Origin of the sequence: Streptomyces sp. NPDC007917, assembly GCF_042959105.1 — a bacterium.
In the GTDB taxonomy this organism is placed as follows: domain Bacteria; phylum Actinomycetota; class Actinomycetes; order Streptomycetales; family Streptomycetaceae; genus Streptomyces.
Map to the genome: position 1 here is coordinate 89,961 of NZ_JBIBKK010000020.1, position 14,666 is coordinate 104,626.

At 70.5% G+C, this 14,666-nt stretch carries 10 protein-coding genes; 4 read left to right on the plus strand and 6 right to left on the minus strand.

All coding sequences use genetic code 11. The annotated features are described in order from the left end of the window. Positions 1–64: 64 nt before the first annotated feature. Positions 65–2,491, minus strand: a complete 2,427-nt coding sequence (locus tag ACFZDL_RS32275) for an SdrD B-like domain-containing protein (RefSeq protein WP_353594835.1) — start codon at positions 2,489–2,491, stop codon at positions 65–67. A 445-nt stretch (positions 2,492–2,936) separates the two neighbouring features. Between ACFZDL_RS32275 and ACFZDL_RS32280 the strand changes: the two genes are divergently transcribed. Then, positions 2,937–3,743 (plus strand): hypothetical protein, encoded by an 807-nt coding sequence (locus ACFZDL_RS32280; RefSeq protein ID WP_353594754.1) that lies wholly within the window; start codon positions 2,937–2,939, stop codon positions 3,741–3,743. Positions 3,744–3,750: 7 nt separating this feature from the next. On the opposite strand, the gene ACFZDL_RS32285 is transcribed toward ACFZDL_RS32280, so the two are convergent. After that, on the minus strand, positions 3,751–5,094 hold the full coding sequence (locus ACFZDL_RS32285; RefSeq protein ID WP_353594753.1) for a right-handed parallel beta-helix repeat-containing protein: 1,344 nt from the start codon (positions 5,092–5,094) through the stop codon (positions 3,751–3,753). A gap of 67 nt (positions 5,095–5,161) precedes the next feature. Here ACFZDL_RS32285 and ACFZDL_RS32290 point away from each other — a divergent pair, with 67 nt between their 5' ends. After that, positions 5,162–6,313, plus strand: coding sequence for a Dyp-type peroxidase (locus tag ACFZDL_RS32290; RefSeq protein ID WP_353594752.1), 1,152 nt, complete (start codon positions 5,162–5,164; stop codon positions 6,311–6,313). On the opposite strand, the gene ACFZDL_RS32295 is transcribed toward ACFZDL_RS32290, so the two are convergent. Next, a complete protein-coding gene (locus ACFZDL_RS32295) occupies positions 6,310–8,589 on the minus strand; it encodes a SpoIIE family protein phosphatase (RefSeq protein ID WP_353594751.1) in 2,280 nt (759 codons plus the stop codon). The genes ACFZDL_RS32290 and ACFZDL_RS32295 overlap by 4 nt on opposite strands. Positions 8,590–8,707: 118 nt before the next feature. Between ACFZDL_RS32295 and aspS the strand changes: the two genes are divergently transcribed. Beyond that, a complete protein-coding gene (aspS, locus tag ACFZDL_RS32300) occupies positions 8,708–10,540 on the plus strand; it encodes an aspartate--tRNA ligase (protein WP_353594750.1) in 1,833 nt (610 codons plus the stop codon). Between the two features lie 142 nt (positions 10,541–10,682). Beyond that, positions 10,683–11,546 carry a L,D-transpeptidase family protein gene (locus ACFZDL_RS32305; protein ID WP_353594748.1) on the plus strand — a complete coding sequence of 288 codons (864 nt, stop codon included), beginning with the start codon at positions 10,683–10,685 and terminating at the stop codon, positions 11,544–11,546. A gap of 143 nt (positions 11,547–11,689) precedes the next feature. Here ACFZDL_RS32305 and ACFZDL_RS32310 read toward each other — a convergent pair whose 3' ends face one another. The 3 genes from ACFZDL_RS32310 to metG all read right to left on the minus strand — a co-directional run bounded on the left by ACFZDL_RS32310 (position 11,690) and on the right by metG (position 14,636). Continuing rightward, positions 11,690–12,163 (minus strand): carboxymuconolactone decarboxylase family protein, encoded by a 474-nt coding sequence (locus tag ACFZDL_RS32310; RefSeq protein WP_353594747.1) that lies wholly within the window; start codon positions 12,161–12,163, stop codon positions 11,690–11,692. 116 nt (positions 12,164–12,279) lie between these two features. After that, a complete protein-coding gene (locus ACFZDL_RS32315; RefSeq protein ID WP_353594746.1) occupies positions 12,280–12,696 on the minus strand; it encodes a DNA-binding response regulator in 417 nt (138 codons plus the stop codon). 170 nt (positions 12,697–12,866) lie between these two features. Then, on the minus strand, positions 12,867–14,636 hold the full coding sequence (gene metG, locus ACFZDL_RS32320) for a methionine--tRNA ligase (RefSeq protein WP_353594744.1): 1,770 nt from the start codon (positions 14,634–14,636) through the stop codon (positions 12,867–12,869). Between the last annotated feature and the right edge of the window lie 30 nt (positions 14,637–14,666).

Consider the following 14,666-nt stretch of genomic DNA (forward strand, 5'->3'; position numbering starts at 1 on the left):
ATACGGACGGGGCTCGTCGGCGCTCACGGGCGGATCACCCGTCTTTCACTGGTGCCTGGTTGTCTCAGTGCAGCCTGGCGCGACGCTTCCGGGCCGCATACGCGAATGCCGCGCCCGCACCGACCAGCAGGGCACTGAGGGAGATGATGGTCAGCAGCTCCGTGCCTGTGTTGGCCAGCGAGCCACCGCCGCCGCCGGTCTGCGGGCCCGGGTTGTTGGGCGGCACAGAGGTCGTCGGCTCGGAGCTCGGCGGCTCGTGGGTCGGCGGCTCCGACGACGGCGGCGTGGGCGTCGGCGTGGGAGTCGGCGTTTCCTTGACGATGTACACGCCGGCGTCGATCGTGTGGTCGACCTCTCCCGGCTTGTCCGGCGCCGTGACAGGTGCCTGTCCCTTGCACAGCTGCCCGGTCTTCGGCGGGGTCACATTGGAGTCGTGTGCCCGGTTGTCACCGGCCCGCGGGAGGGTGAACCGCAGCTCGGTGGCCGGCGGCTCGGTCGGCACGTTGCTGGTGTCCGCGGTGCACACGTCGAACTCCACCGTGTACTTCGCACCCGGCTTGAGCTCGTAGGCGGCGCCGACCCCACCGAAGTAGTACTCGCCGGCGGCATCGGTCTTGGTCGTGGCGACCTGCTTGCCGTCGGCGTCCAGCAGGTTGACCGTCGCGTCCGGCAGCGGCACCTCGTTCGTACCCTCGGGGTCCTGGATGCCGTTGTGGTCGCCGTCGAACCACACCCGGTTGCCGATCTGGATCGGCGCGTTCGCCGCCTCGTAGGCGACATCGCCGAGCCCACCGGCTTTACCGAACCCGCTCTGTGCCTGACTGACGAACTGGTACCCGTTCTTGGTCGGAGCGTTGCCCGGGCCCTGACCGGTCGTGACGTCGTAGTAGCCGGTCCCGGAGGTGGCGACGTTGACGACCGGGTCGAACTCCGTGCTGATGACCCACTGCTGCTGCGGAATGTAGGCCACCGACCCCAGCGCGGTCTCCGCGTGAACTCCGTTGCCGAAGAAGTCGCCCGGGAAGTACTCGACGACACCGGCGTCCTGGGTGCCACCGGTGGCGGGACTGGCGTGGTTCGGGCAGTCCCCGGTGCCTTCCCACGAATACCCACCGGTGGGATTGGCGCAGGCCATGGTGATGTCACCGCCGGCCATGCCGCTCTCCGGGGTGTCGTTCCCCGGCCTCGGGTCCAGTCCACCCCAGGCCACGACGTCCATGAACCGGTCGCGGAAACCGAGGATCATCGAGCCGTCGCGGGTGAAGGCGAGGGAGGAGAGCTCCGGCTGCGGATCGATGAAGACGTTGCCCACCTTCCGCTCGTCCCACGTGGCCAGGCTGGTGTTCCACGGGTTCCAGTGGGTGGCCTGGTCGTCGTCGTTGGAACCGAAGACGGAGCCGCGCTTGGCCGTGAGCGGGTGGTCCAGCACCGTGTCGAACCGCTCGCCGTCGTAGGCATAGACGACGGCTTTCAGGTCCTCGCGCTTCTGTGTGCTCTCCGCACTGCACACGCCGCCGACGTACAGCTTGTTGTCGTGGACCTGAAGACCGAACGGCCGCCAGTCGCCGGAGCTCGCGCAGCCCGGGTCCGGGATGCGCACCGTCGCCTTGGGCGCGGACGCGGTGGCCCCGGTCGCGTCGAAGCTGACCAGGCGCCGGGTCAGCAGGTTCACCGCGTAGAGCGTCGAGCCGTCCTCGGACAGGGCCAGGCCGCCGATGCTCTCCTTGCCCGGCGCGTCGGTGAACCCGGCGTCCTTGATCAGGTTGGAGGCGTCGTGCGATGTCTCCGTGGCGCCCGGCACCTTCGCGAACAGGGTCGGCGCCCCACCGTTGGTCGGCGTGGTGTAGATCGCGTCACCGCCGCCCGGCCCGTACGGGGTGTACCGGCGGGCGAACGCGCCCTGGAACATCCGCTTCTTGTACTTGTCGTAGGCCAGCGCGAACGTCGTGCCCACCTGGTCCTGCGTGTTGAGGACGGTCGGGCAGTCCGCGTCGCCGGGACACGTACCTCGTTTGTCCGTCCCGAACGCCACCAGTGCCCGGGTGTCATTCCCGCCGGCGCCGTTCTGGATCGGTACGAAATACCGTGTCTCCGGCAGCGCGTAGTCGGCAGGATTCCAGACCCCGGTAATCACCGAGTCGTCCTTGCCGTCCGACACGTTCACGAAGGTCGTGAAGCTGTCGAAGTGGTTCTCCGCCGTCGAGGCCGGCGCCGCCTGAAGGTACTTGTCGTACGGCGCCGGGATGGTGACGTCGACGCGGTACTGACCGCCGGTCAGGTCGTCCGACGGCGAGACCACCACCTTTCCGGTGGCGTCCGTGGTGCCGGTGACCCGATGGCCGGCGGAGTCCGACACCGCGACCTTCATGCCCCGTTGCGGCACATCCATGGTCGTGTTGATCACGCCGGTGCCGAAGAAATCCCGGAGTACCTGAACGGTCAGGGTTCCGTCGCCAGTGGAAGCGGTGGCCGTACCGGCCGTCGCGCCCATGACGCCACCCGACAGCAAGAGAACGGATAAGCCCACTCGCGTCAGCGCATCCGTACGCTTCCCGGCTGTCCGGTTTAATCTTCCATGCACTTTTCGCACAGCCATCACTCTCCCCTCGTGATGTGAACCGAACACCCGCTTTCAGCCGTACATCCGCTTTTCGGCCCCGGGTATCACATCGGTCATGAAAAGGGCCCACCGCTCTTTCGGTGGGCCCCGTCGTTCCTGGTCGTCTTGGCGGATGTGGCGAATTCAGGGACTTGGGAATGCCTTCCCCAGGTCAGTGGCACTCGTCCTCGCTTCCCCACGCGGAAACAGCACAAGAGTCTGAACAGTCATCCTGAACCGCCCTACCAGCGACGATACTGTAGCGGGTGGCCGCCAAGATCGGGGGGAGCAGAGGGTGAATGAGCGGAACAAGTTACCAATGCGTCGCCTGCGGCACATGAGGACCAAGCAAGGCCCGCGGGGCGCGGCCGGCCGGCGCCGATGGCTGCGGCCGCGCTGGGTGGCAGCCGTCCTCGGCGGTGTGGCCGTCGCGGTGGTCACGCTCCTGGTCATCGACAGCGACTCCGGCCCCACCGGTCCAAGGGACTTGACCTCGGATCAGGCGAACCGTCTGGCGGTCACGCGGTTCCGCAACTACCAGGCGGGCGGGCGCGCCGTGACGATCAACGTGCCGGGCACCGCGGGCGGGTTGACCATCACCGGGTCCATCGACTACCGCGGCAAGATCGGTTACGGCGTGGTGCACGGCACCGGGCGCGACACGTCCAGCAACGGGCTGATCGAGTGGACGGCCACCACCGTGTTCGTCCACCCGATGACGAACGCCCCGGCGAAGGCACCGGCACGGCCCCCGGGCTCGGGTTGGGTCAGCCGTCCGCTGCAGCAGTACGGCAGTTCACTGGACAGTTCGCTGGCCATCGCGCTGAAGCTCGGTAACGACCGGCCGGACAACGCCGAACTGCTGCCGCAGAACGGTGCCGCCTGGGTTGGAGAGGACCGGTTGGACGGCCATCAGGTGGACATCATGACCGGGCCGAGCGCCACCCGTGCCACGTCCGGTACGGCCAGTGCCGTGCCCACGTCCGGTACGGGGGGTGCCGTGCGCTACTGGATCGGTTCGGACGGCACCATGTACCGGGTCCGCGTCGGCGTGGCTTCCGCGCCGGAGCCGGTGGTCATCGATTTCGACACCCACAAGTACGTTCCGGTCAGGAAGGTACCGGGAGTCACCCCGGCGCGGTAGCCGCCGCTCAGGACGTCCGCACACGCGCGCCGCTGGCGAGCAGTGACACCGACGGCAGCCGGATGTCCGCCGTGTCCGGGAGCGCCGGAACGGCCGGAACAGCGGTGGCGCCCGTGGTGGTGGCCTTGGGGAACTGCGGCTGTCGCCCCGGCGCCGCCACGTCGGTGAACGGGATACCGCCGGGTGCCGTCGGCTTCGCCCAGGTGCCGGACGGCGAGAGCGACCCGGCGGGGCGCGGGCAGGAGGCGGTTTTCGCGAGCCGGGCGGGCACCGTCGTGCGAAGGTCATTGCCGCGCAGGCAGTTGCCCCGGCCCTTCGTGGCGGTGGGGAACGTCCAGCCGACGTCAACGCCGTTGGCGGCGAAGGTGTTGTCCAGGATCCGGTTGCCGTCCGGCTTGATGTCGGCGTTGGCGGTGATGACCAGCCCGGCGTTGCTGTTGTGGGCGATCCGGTTGCGGACGAACTGGTTGTCGCTGCCGCCGTCGATGCCGACGCCGATGCCCCAGCCGCCGTCGGCCTGTTCGGGGGTGGCCTCCTGCTGGTTGGCCGCGATCAGGTTGCCCGCGATGACGGCGTCCTTCTGCGGGAGCAGCTTCTCCTGGTGGTCGGAGTTGGTGGTCAGTCCGACCCGGTTGCCGACGAGGCGGTTGCCGACCACGTACATGTCGCCACTGGCGTTGGTGCCTTCGTAGCCGACCGCGTTGAGTTCGGCGATGTTGTCCCGCACCACGATGCGACAGGGCTTGCACTGTCCGACATAGATCCCGGAGTCGGCCGAGCCCGACGTGTACGAGTGCTCGATGACACCGTTCTGCGCGGAGAACGCGTAGATGCCGTACAGCCCGTTGCGGGTCGCGGTCACATGGGAGACCAGGAACGACTTCAGGAAGGTGACGGGCTCGTCGCCGGTGTCGTAGCCGCCGGACTGGCCCGGCATTCCGGCGGCCGCCTTCGCCGAACCGGTGACCAGGACCCCGTTCTGGGTGTTGTTCCGCACGGTCAGGTTCTCCACGGCCACCCCGGGAGCGGTGACGACGATGCCGTTCGGCTGCTGCAGCCGCCCGTCGATGACGACCTTGTCCCGGGACTCGCCGCGAAGAGTGATGCGAGGCTTGGAAACCTTCACCGACTCGTGGTACTTGCCCGGCGCGACCAGCACGAGATCGCCGGGACGGGCCAGGGACACCGCGGCCGAGATCGTCGGGGCGTCAGCCGGCACCTTGATCGTCACACGCTCACCGGACGGTCGCCGGCCGTCGTCCGGTCCCTCATCGCCCCCGCCGCAGCCGGCCAGTACGGGGGCCAGGGTGCCGAGCACCGCGGCCATCAGGCGAATACGGAGACGAGGCATGGCCTCATCCTGGCACGGATGCTGACGGAGTCGCAGGCGCCGATACGGTTATGGCACAGTTCACACTGTGCGCCAAGCCGACTCCCGCCCGTCACGCCGCGCGTTCCTCGGTGCCACCGGCACCGTGACCGCCGCCGGCCTCACCGCCGGGTGCCAATCGAGTTCCGCCCGGCCGGACCGGTCCGACGCCCCCGCGCCGACCCCGCCGGTGTCCCCCACGGGCCGGTACCAGGCGGGCATCACGCTTCCACAGCCGGCCCAGCGGAACCTGATGGTCGTGGTCGCCGACCTCGTCGATACCAAGTCCGTCCGCCCGTTGCTGGCCGAACTCGGCGAGGCCATCAGCGAACTGACCAAGGGGACCGACTCGCGGCTGATGGGCCTGTCGCCGGGCGATCTCACCGTGACGATCGGAGTGGGCCCCCGGCTGGTGCGCGGGGTCGATCCCGCCCTGCCCGGCGCGAAGGACCTCCCACGGTTCTCCCGCGAGCAGATCGCCCCACGGGCACGCGGCGGCGACCTGCTGATACAGATCTGCGCCGGCGACCCCTTGGTGTTATCGGTCGTGGCTGCCGCGCTTCTGGAGCAGGCAGGTGAGCGGATGGAGGAACGCTGGCGGCAGTCCGGAGGCCGCGGTGCCAACGTGCCCGTGAAGAAGGGCGTTGCCGCGCCACGGAACCTCTTCGGCTTCGTCGACGGCATCGTGGGACCCCACACCAAGGACGAACAAGAGCGCCACCTGTGGCTGGCCGGGCCGGCTCCGGTCGCCGGCGGCACCATCGCCGTCCTGCGACGCATGGAACTCGACCTGCCGCGGTTCGCCAAGCTGTCCGTCGCCGAACAGGAAGCGGTCTTCGGCCGGCGCCGGGCCACGGGCGTGCCCCTCTCCGGTGGCGCCATCGCCTCCGGCCCGGACCTCGGTGCCAAAACGCCGGACGGACGCTATCTCGTCCCGGTGGACGCCCACGCCCGCAGGGCGCACGCCACCGCGGTCGGCGTCGGCCTCATGCTCCGTCGCTCCTACAGCATCGACGGACCCACCCCCGGCCTGCTGTTCATGAGCTTCCAGAACGACATACGGACCTTCACCAGCACCCTCACCCGTATGGACAACTCCGACGCCCTGCTGGAATTCACGACCACGACCGCCAGTGCGAGCTTCCTGATCCTCCCCGGTTTCGACGAGCGGCACCCGCTCGGTTCCGGGCTCTTCCGCTAGCTCGCCGAGCCCGGCCCGTCCGGCCCCGCCTCGTACAGCTCGTACCAAATGCACTTGCCGTCGCCGCGCGGGTCCACCCCCCACGCGTCGGCGAGCATCTCCATCAGCATCAGCCCGCGCCCCGAGGACGCCAGCTCGCCCGGGTGGCGGCGGTGCGGGAGTTCGTCGCTGCTGTCGGCGACGTCCAGGCGCAGCCGTCTGGCGCCCGGCCGGCCGCTGACCTCGGCGACCAGGAGGGCGTCGCCGTCGGTGTGCACCAGGACGTTGGTGACCATCTCGGAGAGCATCAGCACCGCCGACTCCACCTGGTCGCGGTCGGTCCAGTCGTGGAGCATGTCGCGCAGCTGCTGCCGGGCCTCGGCTATGCGCTCCGGCTCGGCCTGGGCGACGGTGACGGCCGTGCGCCGCACCGGGGCGGAGCCGGGGCCGACCAGGCACACCTCGGCGTCGCGCCGAATCAGCAGCAGCGCTATGTCGTCCTCGCGGCGGTCGGCGAGACGGCCGGTGGTGTGGTGGGAGGGCGGCCCGTGCACCGCCTGGACCAGGGCCTCGGCGAGCGCGTCGAGATCGTCGGTTTCCACGGCGGCCAGGGCGGCGGGGGAGGCCGAGCCCGCGGCCGTGTCCACGGCGGCCGCGATGGTCGCGGCGCACGAGGCGGCGCCCGCGGCATCCGGATCGTCCAGGGCGCCCGGGGCGGCGGTGTGGTCCGGGGCCGTGCGCTCGAAGACCGCCCGGATCCGGTCCCAACCCGACTCCACGTCGTGCCCGCCGGTCTCGATCAGCCCGTCCGTGCACATGAGCAGCGTCTCGCCGGGCTCCAGCACCACCCGGGTGGTGGGGTAGTCGGTGTCCGGGTCGACGCCCAGCGGCAGCCCGCCCGCGGTGGGGCGGATCATCATGGTGCCGTCGGCGAGCCGGACCGCCGGGTCGGGGTGGCCCGCGCGGGCGATGTCCAGCGTGCCGGCGACCGGGTCCACCTCCATGTACAGGCAGGTCGCGAAGCGCGGGTCGTAGCCGGGCTCGCCGCCGGGGCCCGGCGCCTCGGTGAGCCCGGCCAGGAAGCGGGAGGCGCGGGAGAGCACCGCGTCGGGGTGGTGGCCCTCGGAGGCGTACGCCCGGACCGCGATCCTCAGCTGCCCCATGATCCCGGCGGCGCGCACATCGTGGCCCTGGACATCGCCGATGACCAGCGCGGTACGCCCCGAGGGCAGCCCGATCACGTCGTACCAGTCGCCGCCCACCTGCAGCCCGCCGCCCGTCGGCACATAGCGCGCGGCCACCGTGAGACCGGGGATGGCCGGCTTGTCGGCGGGCAGCATCGAGCGCTGCAGGCCGTCCGTCAGCTCGCGCTCGGTCTCCTGGAGCGAGGCCCGCGACAGCGCCTGGGCGAGCATCCGCGCCACGGTGGTGAGCACCGAGCGCTCGTCGGGCGAGAAGGACACCGGGTGCGCGAAGCTCGCCATCCACGCGCCGATCGTGCGGCCCGCGACGATCAGCGGCAGAAAGGCCCAGGCCCGGCGGGCGACCGGCCGGGTGCGCGCCCAGGAGCCCGGGAACCGGTCCCGGTAGTCCTCCGGGCCGGGCAGATAGACCGCCCGGCCGGTGCGGATCACCTCGGCGGCCGGGCAGTCGGCGTCCAGCGGCTGAGTGGAGCCGGGGCGCTCGTCCCCCGCCAGGTCCCCGTGGCGGCCGATCAGCGAGATCCGGTCGCCCTTGACCCCGAAGACCGCGAGACCGTCCGGCGAGAACCCCGGCATCGACAGGCCCGCCGCCACCCGCAGCACCTCGGCGGTCGAGGGCGCCTCGGCCAGCGCCCGCCCCGCGTCCAGCAGAAACGCCTCGCGGCCCCGCCGCCAGTCGCCGGTGACCGCGGACAGCGTCGGCGCGGAGGTGCCGGGCAGCGCCTCGGGCACCTCCTGCAGGGTGCCGACCAGGTCGTGGCCGTTCTCGGCGCCCCGCCGGCCGGGGTCGCCGCCCTGCACCACGGGCCGGCAGCGGCTGCGCAGCGTGCGCAGCACCCGGCCCTTCTCGTCGACGACCCGCACCCGGGCCTCGGCGAGGGTCCCCTCGGCCACCGCGAGGTTCACGATCGCCTTGACCTCCACCCAGTCCACCGGGTGGAAGCAGGCGCGGGCGGCGGACTCGGGGAGGGTGACCGGCTCCGCGGGCAGCCCCACCAGCCGGGCCGCCTCCGCGTCGTAGCTCACGGCGCCCGAGACTGTGTCCCAGCGCCACAGGCCGGTCGCGAGGGCGGCGAGCAGATCCTCGGTGCGCATTGGGTCACCATATGGGGATATGCGGCGGCCTTACCAGTGAGGGGCGCGGCGCCGGTAGGCTTGCCGAGAAGCTTTTCGAGGGTGCCTGCGCCTTCCCGACCAACGACTTGGATGAACGATGCATCGGTACCGGTCCCACACCTGCGGCGAGCTCCGCGCCGCTGACGTCGACACCGACGTGCGGCTCTCCGGCTGGCTGCACAATCGTCGGAACCTGGGCGGCATCCTCTTCATCGATCTCCGTGACCACTATGGCCTGGTCCAGCTGGTCGTCCGCCCGGACACCCCGGCGAACGAGGCGCTGAGCTCCCTGTCCAAGGAGACCGTCGTCCGCGTGGACGGCAGGGTCATCGCCCGTGGCGCGGAGAACGTCAACCCCGAGCTGCCCACCGGCGAGATCGAGGTCGAGGTCACCGACATCGAGGTGCTCGGCGGCGCCGACCCGCTGCCCTTCACCGTCTTCCCCGAGGACGGGGTGAACGAGGAGCGGCGGCTGGAGTACCGCTTCCTGGACCTGCGCCGTGAGCGCATGCACCGCAACATCATGCTGCGCTCGGCCGTGATCTCCGCGATCCGGCAGAAGATGACCGCGCAGGGCTTCAACGAGCTGGCGACCCCGATCCTGTCCGCCACCTCGCCCGAGGGCGCGCGGGACTTCCTGGTGCCCTCCCGGCTGCACGCGGGCAAGTTCTACGCGCTGCCGCAGGCCCCGCAGCAGTTCAAGCAGCTGCTGATGATCGCGGGCTTCGACCGCTACTTCCAGATCGCGCCCTGCTTCCGCGACGAGGACGCCCGCGCCGACCGCTCGCCGGGCGAGTTCTACCAGCTCGACGTCGAGATGAGCTTCGTCGAGCAGGAGGACGTCTTCCAGGTCATCGAGAAGGTGATGACCGAGCTGTTCGAGGAGTTCGGCGGTGGCCGCCATGTCACCTCGCCGTTCCCGCGGATCCCGTTCCGCGAGGCCATGCTGAAGTACGGCTCCGACAAGCCGGACCTGCGAGCTCAGCTGGAGCTGGTGGACGTCAGCCATGTCTTCGCCGACTCGGGCTTCAAGGCGTTCGCGGGCAAGCACGTGCGCGCGCTGGCCGTGCCGGACACCGCCGACCAGCCGCGGAAGTTCTTCGACCAGATGGGCGAGTTCGCCGCTCTGCAGGGTGCGAAGGGGCTGGCCTGGGTCCGGATCGGCGAGGACGCCAAGCTGACCGGGCCGATCGCGAAGTTCCTCACCGACGAGGACGTCGAGAAGCTGATCGCCGAGGTCGAGGGCAAGCCGGGCACGGCGGTCTTCTTCGGCGCCGGGGAGTTCGACGAGGTCTCCAAGATCATGGGCGCGGTGCGGGTCGAGGCCGCGCGCCGGGCCGGGCACTTCGAGGAGAACGTCTTCCGCTTCTGCTGGATCGTCGACTTCCCGATGTTCGAGCGGAACGAGGACACCGGCCAGATCGAGTTCTCGCACAACCCCTTCTCCATGCCGCAGGGCGGCCTGGAGGCGCTGCGGACCAAGGACCCGCTGGACATTCTGGCTTGGCAGTACGACATCGTCTGCAACGGTGTGGAGCTGTCCTCGGGCGCCATCCGGAACCACGAGCCGGATGTGATGTACCAGGCGTTCGAGATCGCGGGCTACTCGCGCGAAGAGGTGGAGCGCGAGTTCGGCGGCATGCTGCGCGCCTTCCACTTCGGCGCCCCGCCGCACGGCGGTATCGCCCCGGGCGTGGACCGCATCGTGATGCTGCTGGCCGACGAGCCCAACATCCGCGAGACCATCGCCTTCCCGCTCAACGGCAACGCGCAGGACCTGCTGATGGGCGCGCCCAGCGAGGTGGACGAGGCGCGGCTGCGGGAGCTGCACCTGTCGATCCGCAAGCCGCAGATCAAGCAGGCGGACAAGGGCGGCGAGAAGGCCGGGGAGAAGTCCGGCGAGAAGGCGGCGGGCGAGTCCGGCAAGTAGCCCCACGGGCCCGGCCGGGCCCCGGCTGTGCCCGTTCGTGCGCCGTTCGTGCCCCGCTTCCGCTTCCGGCGGAACGCGGGGCAACCTGCGGCCCGACCCAACGGGTTCCCTGAATGTGAATGACAATCTGAGTGTCGTAACAATGTCTGCCGAACGGGTGGAGCGGGCGGTACGGACCGGGGCCGGGCCGCGGCGCCGGCCCGCCCGCGGGGCCGCGGCCCTCGTGGCGGCGGCCCTCACCCTCACCGCGCTCGCCGGTTGCGGTGCGTCCAAGGGCTCCGCGTCCGGCGGCGCCGAGCCCAGAGCCGCCGCCGGCGCCCCCGGCGAGAAGCGGGGCGCGACGCCCGGCCCCGGCGCCACGGCCCAGCGGCCCGCCCCCGCCGCGCTGCGGAACGACCTGCCCGGGCTCGGCCCCCAAACCCTCGCCAAGGTGCCCGACAAGGCCCGTCAGGTGGTGGTCGTGACGGGCGAGGGGCGCGACTCCTCCCGTTCGACCGTGGTGGTCTACCAGCGGCGCGACCCCGACGGCGACCCGGACATGGCCGCGGGCGCCGACTGGCGGGCCGTCGTCACCTGGGACGCCCACAACGCCCGCAAGGGCTGGACCGACCGCCACATCACCGGCGATCTGCGCTCCCCGATCGGCGTCTTCCCCCTCACCGACGCGGGCGGCCGGCTCCCGAACCCCGGCACCCGGCTGTCGTACGACCACTCAGGCCGCTTCACCATCGGCGGCACCGGCTTCGAGGGCGAACCGCTCGCCGGGTCCTTCGACTACGTCGTGGCGATCAACTACAACCGCAAGGCGGGCACCTCGCCGCGCGACTGGACCAGGCCGCTGGGCCTGAAGCGGGGCGGCGGCATCTGGTTCCACGTGGACCACGGCGGGCCTACCCAGGGCTGCGTCAGCATCTCCAAGAAGCACATGAGGAAGCTGCTGCTCATGCTGGACCCGGAGCGGCACCCCGTCGTGGTGATGGGCGACGCGGCCTCACTGGCCCGCTGACCGGGCCGCGTCACACCGCTTTCACCGCTTCCTGAGATGCCCCTGCCAGGTTGCGCTCCTGGCGTCCCCCGCCATGACTGAGGACTCCAGCCTGCGTACTCATGGCGGTGGGCGAGCCGGACAGCGCGCGGTGCCGCTCGGGTTCAGCCGAACTGGCCCGGCTGGTAGTCGCCGGCGGGCTGCTGGATGATCACGTTCATCCGGTTGTAGGTGTTGATCAGCGCGATGAGGGACACCAGGGCGGCCAGCTGGTCCTCGTCGTAGTGCTTGGCGGCGTTCGCCCACGCCTCGTCGGTGACGCCGCCGGCCGCGTCGGCGATACGGGTGCCCTGCTCGGTCAGTTCCAGGGCGGCCCGCTCGGCCTCGGTGAAGACCTTGGCCTCCCTCCAGGCCGCGATCAGGTTGAGGCGCACCGAGGTCTCGCCGGCGTGCGCGGCGTCCTTGGTGTGCATATCGGTGCAGAAGCCACAGCCGTTGATCTGGCTGGCGCGGATCTTCACCAGCTCCTGCGTCGAGGCCGGCAGCGTCGAGTCCGAGATGGCCTTGCCCGCGGAGTTGATGTACTTCGCGAACTTCGCCGCGACGGGGTTGCCGTAGAAGTTGAGCCTGGCGTCCATGGTGATCTCCTTGCCGTTCCGACGGTTACACAGCACTGACGGAACGGCTCGGCGGGATGTGACGACCGGATCGACCGAGCGATTGTGACCCGCGTCTCACCACTCGCACCCCGGAGCTAGTACACGAAGTGCTCGCTCAGCCGCCGGTCCACGCCGCACGGATCGGTCCGCTCCGAGCGGGCGGCCCGGTGTACGGCGCGCAGCAGGCGCCTCGGGGTCGCCCGGTGCTGCCACAGCACGGCCCGTACGCCGTACTCCACGACCGTCATCAGCTCCGTCTCGCGCAGCTCGCCCGTGATCAGCACCACCCGCTGCTCGCCGCCCCGCACCAGGCGGCGCAGCTCGGCGCCCGCGCGGGCGTCCAGGCGCTCGGCGAGCATCACGGCCACGGTGCCGCGCGGCTCGTCGCTGAACGGACGCGGACGGTTGATCAGTTCGACGGTGGGCTGGTGCCGCAGGTGACGCACGACCCCGGCCCGCGAGTGCGGATCGGGGCCGTGGACCGTCACCGTGATACGTGGTGCGTCGGGCACTGCGCTCCTCGACCTCCCTGTGGATGGACTCCACAGACTGGTCGAACGCGCTAAACGAACGGTTGTCGAGCGATCAACGGTGCGACGGGGCGGCGGGCCCGGCCCGCCACCCCGTCGAGACCGGCCGGGCAAGCCCCGGCTCTCCCGCCGCCGCGCGTCGTGATGCGCCGCTACTCGACCGGTTTGCCCTCGGTCGCCACCTCGGCCGGCGCCCCGCCGCCCGCCTGCTCCGGCGCCCCGCCGAAGCGCTCACGGTAGGACTCCAGGTCTTCCTCGGTGATCTTGGCGAAGAGCACCGGCGGCACGGTGAAGGCCGTACCGGCCGGAACGGAGGCGAGCGCCTTGGCCTCCTCCTGGCTCACCCACGGCGCCGTGTCGTCCGCCAGCGAGAACGCCGACCGCATGGCCTGCGCGGAGGCCGGGATGAACGGCTCCGAGACGACCGCGTACAGGTGGATCAGGTTCATCGCCGTACGGAGCGTGAGGGCCGCGCCCTCCTGGTCGGTCTTGATCTCCAGCCAGGGAGCCTTCTCCTCCAGGTAGGAGTTGCCCGCGCTCCACAGGGCCCGCAGCGCGGCCGAGGCCTTGCGGAACTGCAGCGCGTCCATGTGCTCCTCGTACTCCGCGAGCAGCCGCGCGATCTCCTCGCCGAGACGCGCCTCAGCCTCCCCGGCGGCCTTCCCCGCCGGGACCTCGTCACCGAACCGCTTGCGGGAGAAGGACAGCACGCGGTTGACGAAGTTGCCGAGGGTGTCCGCCAGGTCCTTGTTGACCGTGGCGGCGAAGTGCTCCCAGGTGAAGGACGTGTCGTCCGACTCCGGCGCGTTCGCCATCAGGAAATAGCGCCAGTAGTCGGCGGGCAGCAGCTCCAGCGCGGCGTCGGTGAACACCCCGCGCTTCTGGGACGTCGAGAACTTGCCGCCGTAGTACGTCAGCCAGTTGAACGCCTTGACGTAGTCGACCTTCTTCCACGCGTCCCGGGTGCCCAGCAGCGTCGCCGGGAACATCACCGTGTGGAACGGGACGTTGTCCTTGGCCATGAACTCGGTGTAGCGGACCGTCTGGTCCACGTCGTACCACCACGACTTCCAGTCGCGGTTCGCCGGGTCCAGGTCCGACCACTCCTTCGTCGCTCCGATGTACTCGATCGGGGCGTCGAACCACACGTAGAAGACCTTGCCCTCGGCCGCGAGATCCGGCCAGGTGTCGGCCGGCACCGGCACGCCCCAGTCCAGGTCACGAGTGATCGCCCGGTCCTGCAGCCCCTCATTCAGCCACTTGCGGGCGATCGAGGACGCGAGCGTCGGCCAGTCCTTGCCGTGCTCGTCCACCCACGCCGCGACCTCTCCCGCCAGCTTCGACTGGAGCAGGAACAGGTGCTTGGTCTCCCGCACCTCCAGATCGCTGCTGCCGCTGATCGCCGAGCGCGGGTTGATCAGGTCGGTCGGGTCCAGCACGCGGGTGCAGTTCTCGCACTGGTCGCCGCGGGCCTTGTCGTACCCGCAGTGCGGGCAGGTGCCCTCGATGTAGCGGTCGGGGAGGAAGCGGCCGTCGGCGTTGGAGTACACCTGGCGGATCGAGCGCTCCTCGATGAAGCCGTTGGCCTTCAGCTCGCGCGCGATGGTCTGGGTGATCTCCACGTTCTGCGCCGAGGAGCTGCGGCCGAAGTAGTCGAACGCCAGCCCGAAGCCGTCGTAGACCGCCTTCTGCGCGTCGTGCTGCTGCGCGCAGAACTCGTCCACCGGCAGGCCCGCCTCCTTGGCGGCCAGCTCGGCGGGGGTGCCGTGCTCGTCGGTGGCGCAGATGTACAGCACGTCATGGCCGCGCTGGCGCATATAGCGCGCGTAGACGTCGGCCGGGAGCATGGACCCCACCATGTTGCCCAGGTGCTTGATCCCGTTGATGTAGGGAAGGGCGCTGGTGATGAGGTGTCGAGCCATCGCGGGCTGCTCCCGGGTCGATGCAGTGGG

What these genes read in the sequence shown, in the direction of transcription:
- ACFZDL_RS32295 (WP_353594751.1), bottom strand. Translation starts at nt 8,589, where the DNA reads ATGCGCACCGAGGATCTGCTCGCCGCCCTCGCGACCGGCCTGTGGCGC.
- ACFZDL_RS32285 (WP_353594753.1), bottom strand. Translation starts at nt 5,094, where the DNA reads ATGCCTCGTCTCCGTATTCGCCTGATGGCCGCGGTGCTCGGCACCCTG.
- ACFZDL_RS32310 (WP_353594747.1), bottom strand. Translation starts at nt 12,163, where the DNA reads ATGGACGCCAGGCTCAACTTCTACGGCAACCCCGTCGCGGCGAAGTTC.
- ACFZDL_RS32275 (WP_353594835.1), bottom strand. Translation starts at nt 2,491, where the DNA reads ATGGGCGCGACGGCCGGTACGGCCACCGCTTCCACTGGCGACGGAACC.
- aspS (WP_353594750.1), top strand. Translation starts at nt 8,708, where the DNA reads ATGCATCGGTACCGGTCCCACACCTGCGGCGAGCTCCGCGCCGCTGAC.
- ACFZDL_RS32280 (WP_353594754.1), top strand. Translation starts at nt 2,937, where the DNA reads ATGAGGACCAAGCAAGGCCCGCGGGGCGCGGCCGGCCGGCGCCGATGG.
- metG (WP_353594744.1), bottom strand. Translation starts at nt 14,636, where the DNA reads ATGGCTCGACACCTCATCACCAGCGCCCTTCCCTACATCAACGGGATC.
- ACFZDL_RS32305 (WP_353594748.1), top strand. Translation starts at nt 10,683, where the DNA reads ATGTCTGCCGAACGGGTGGAGCGGGCGGTACGGACCGGGGCCGGGCCG.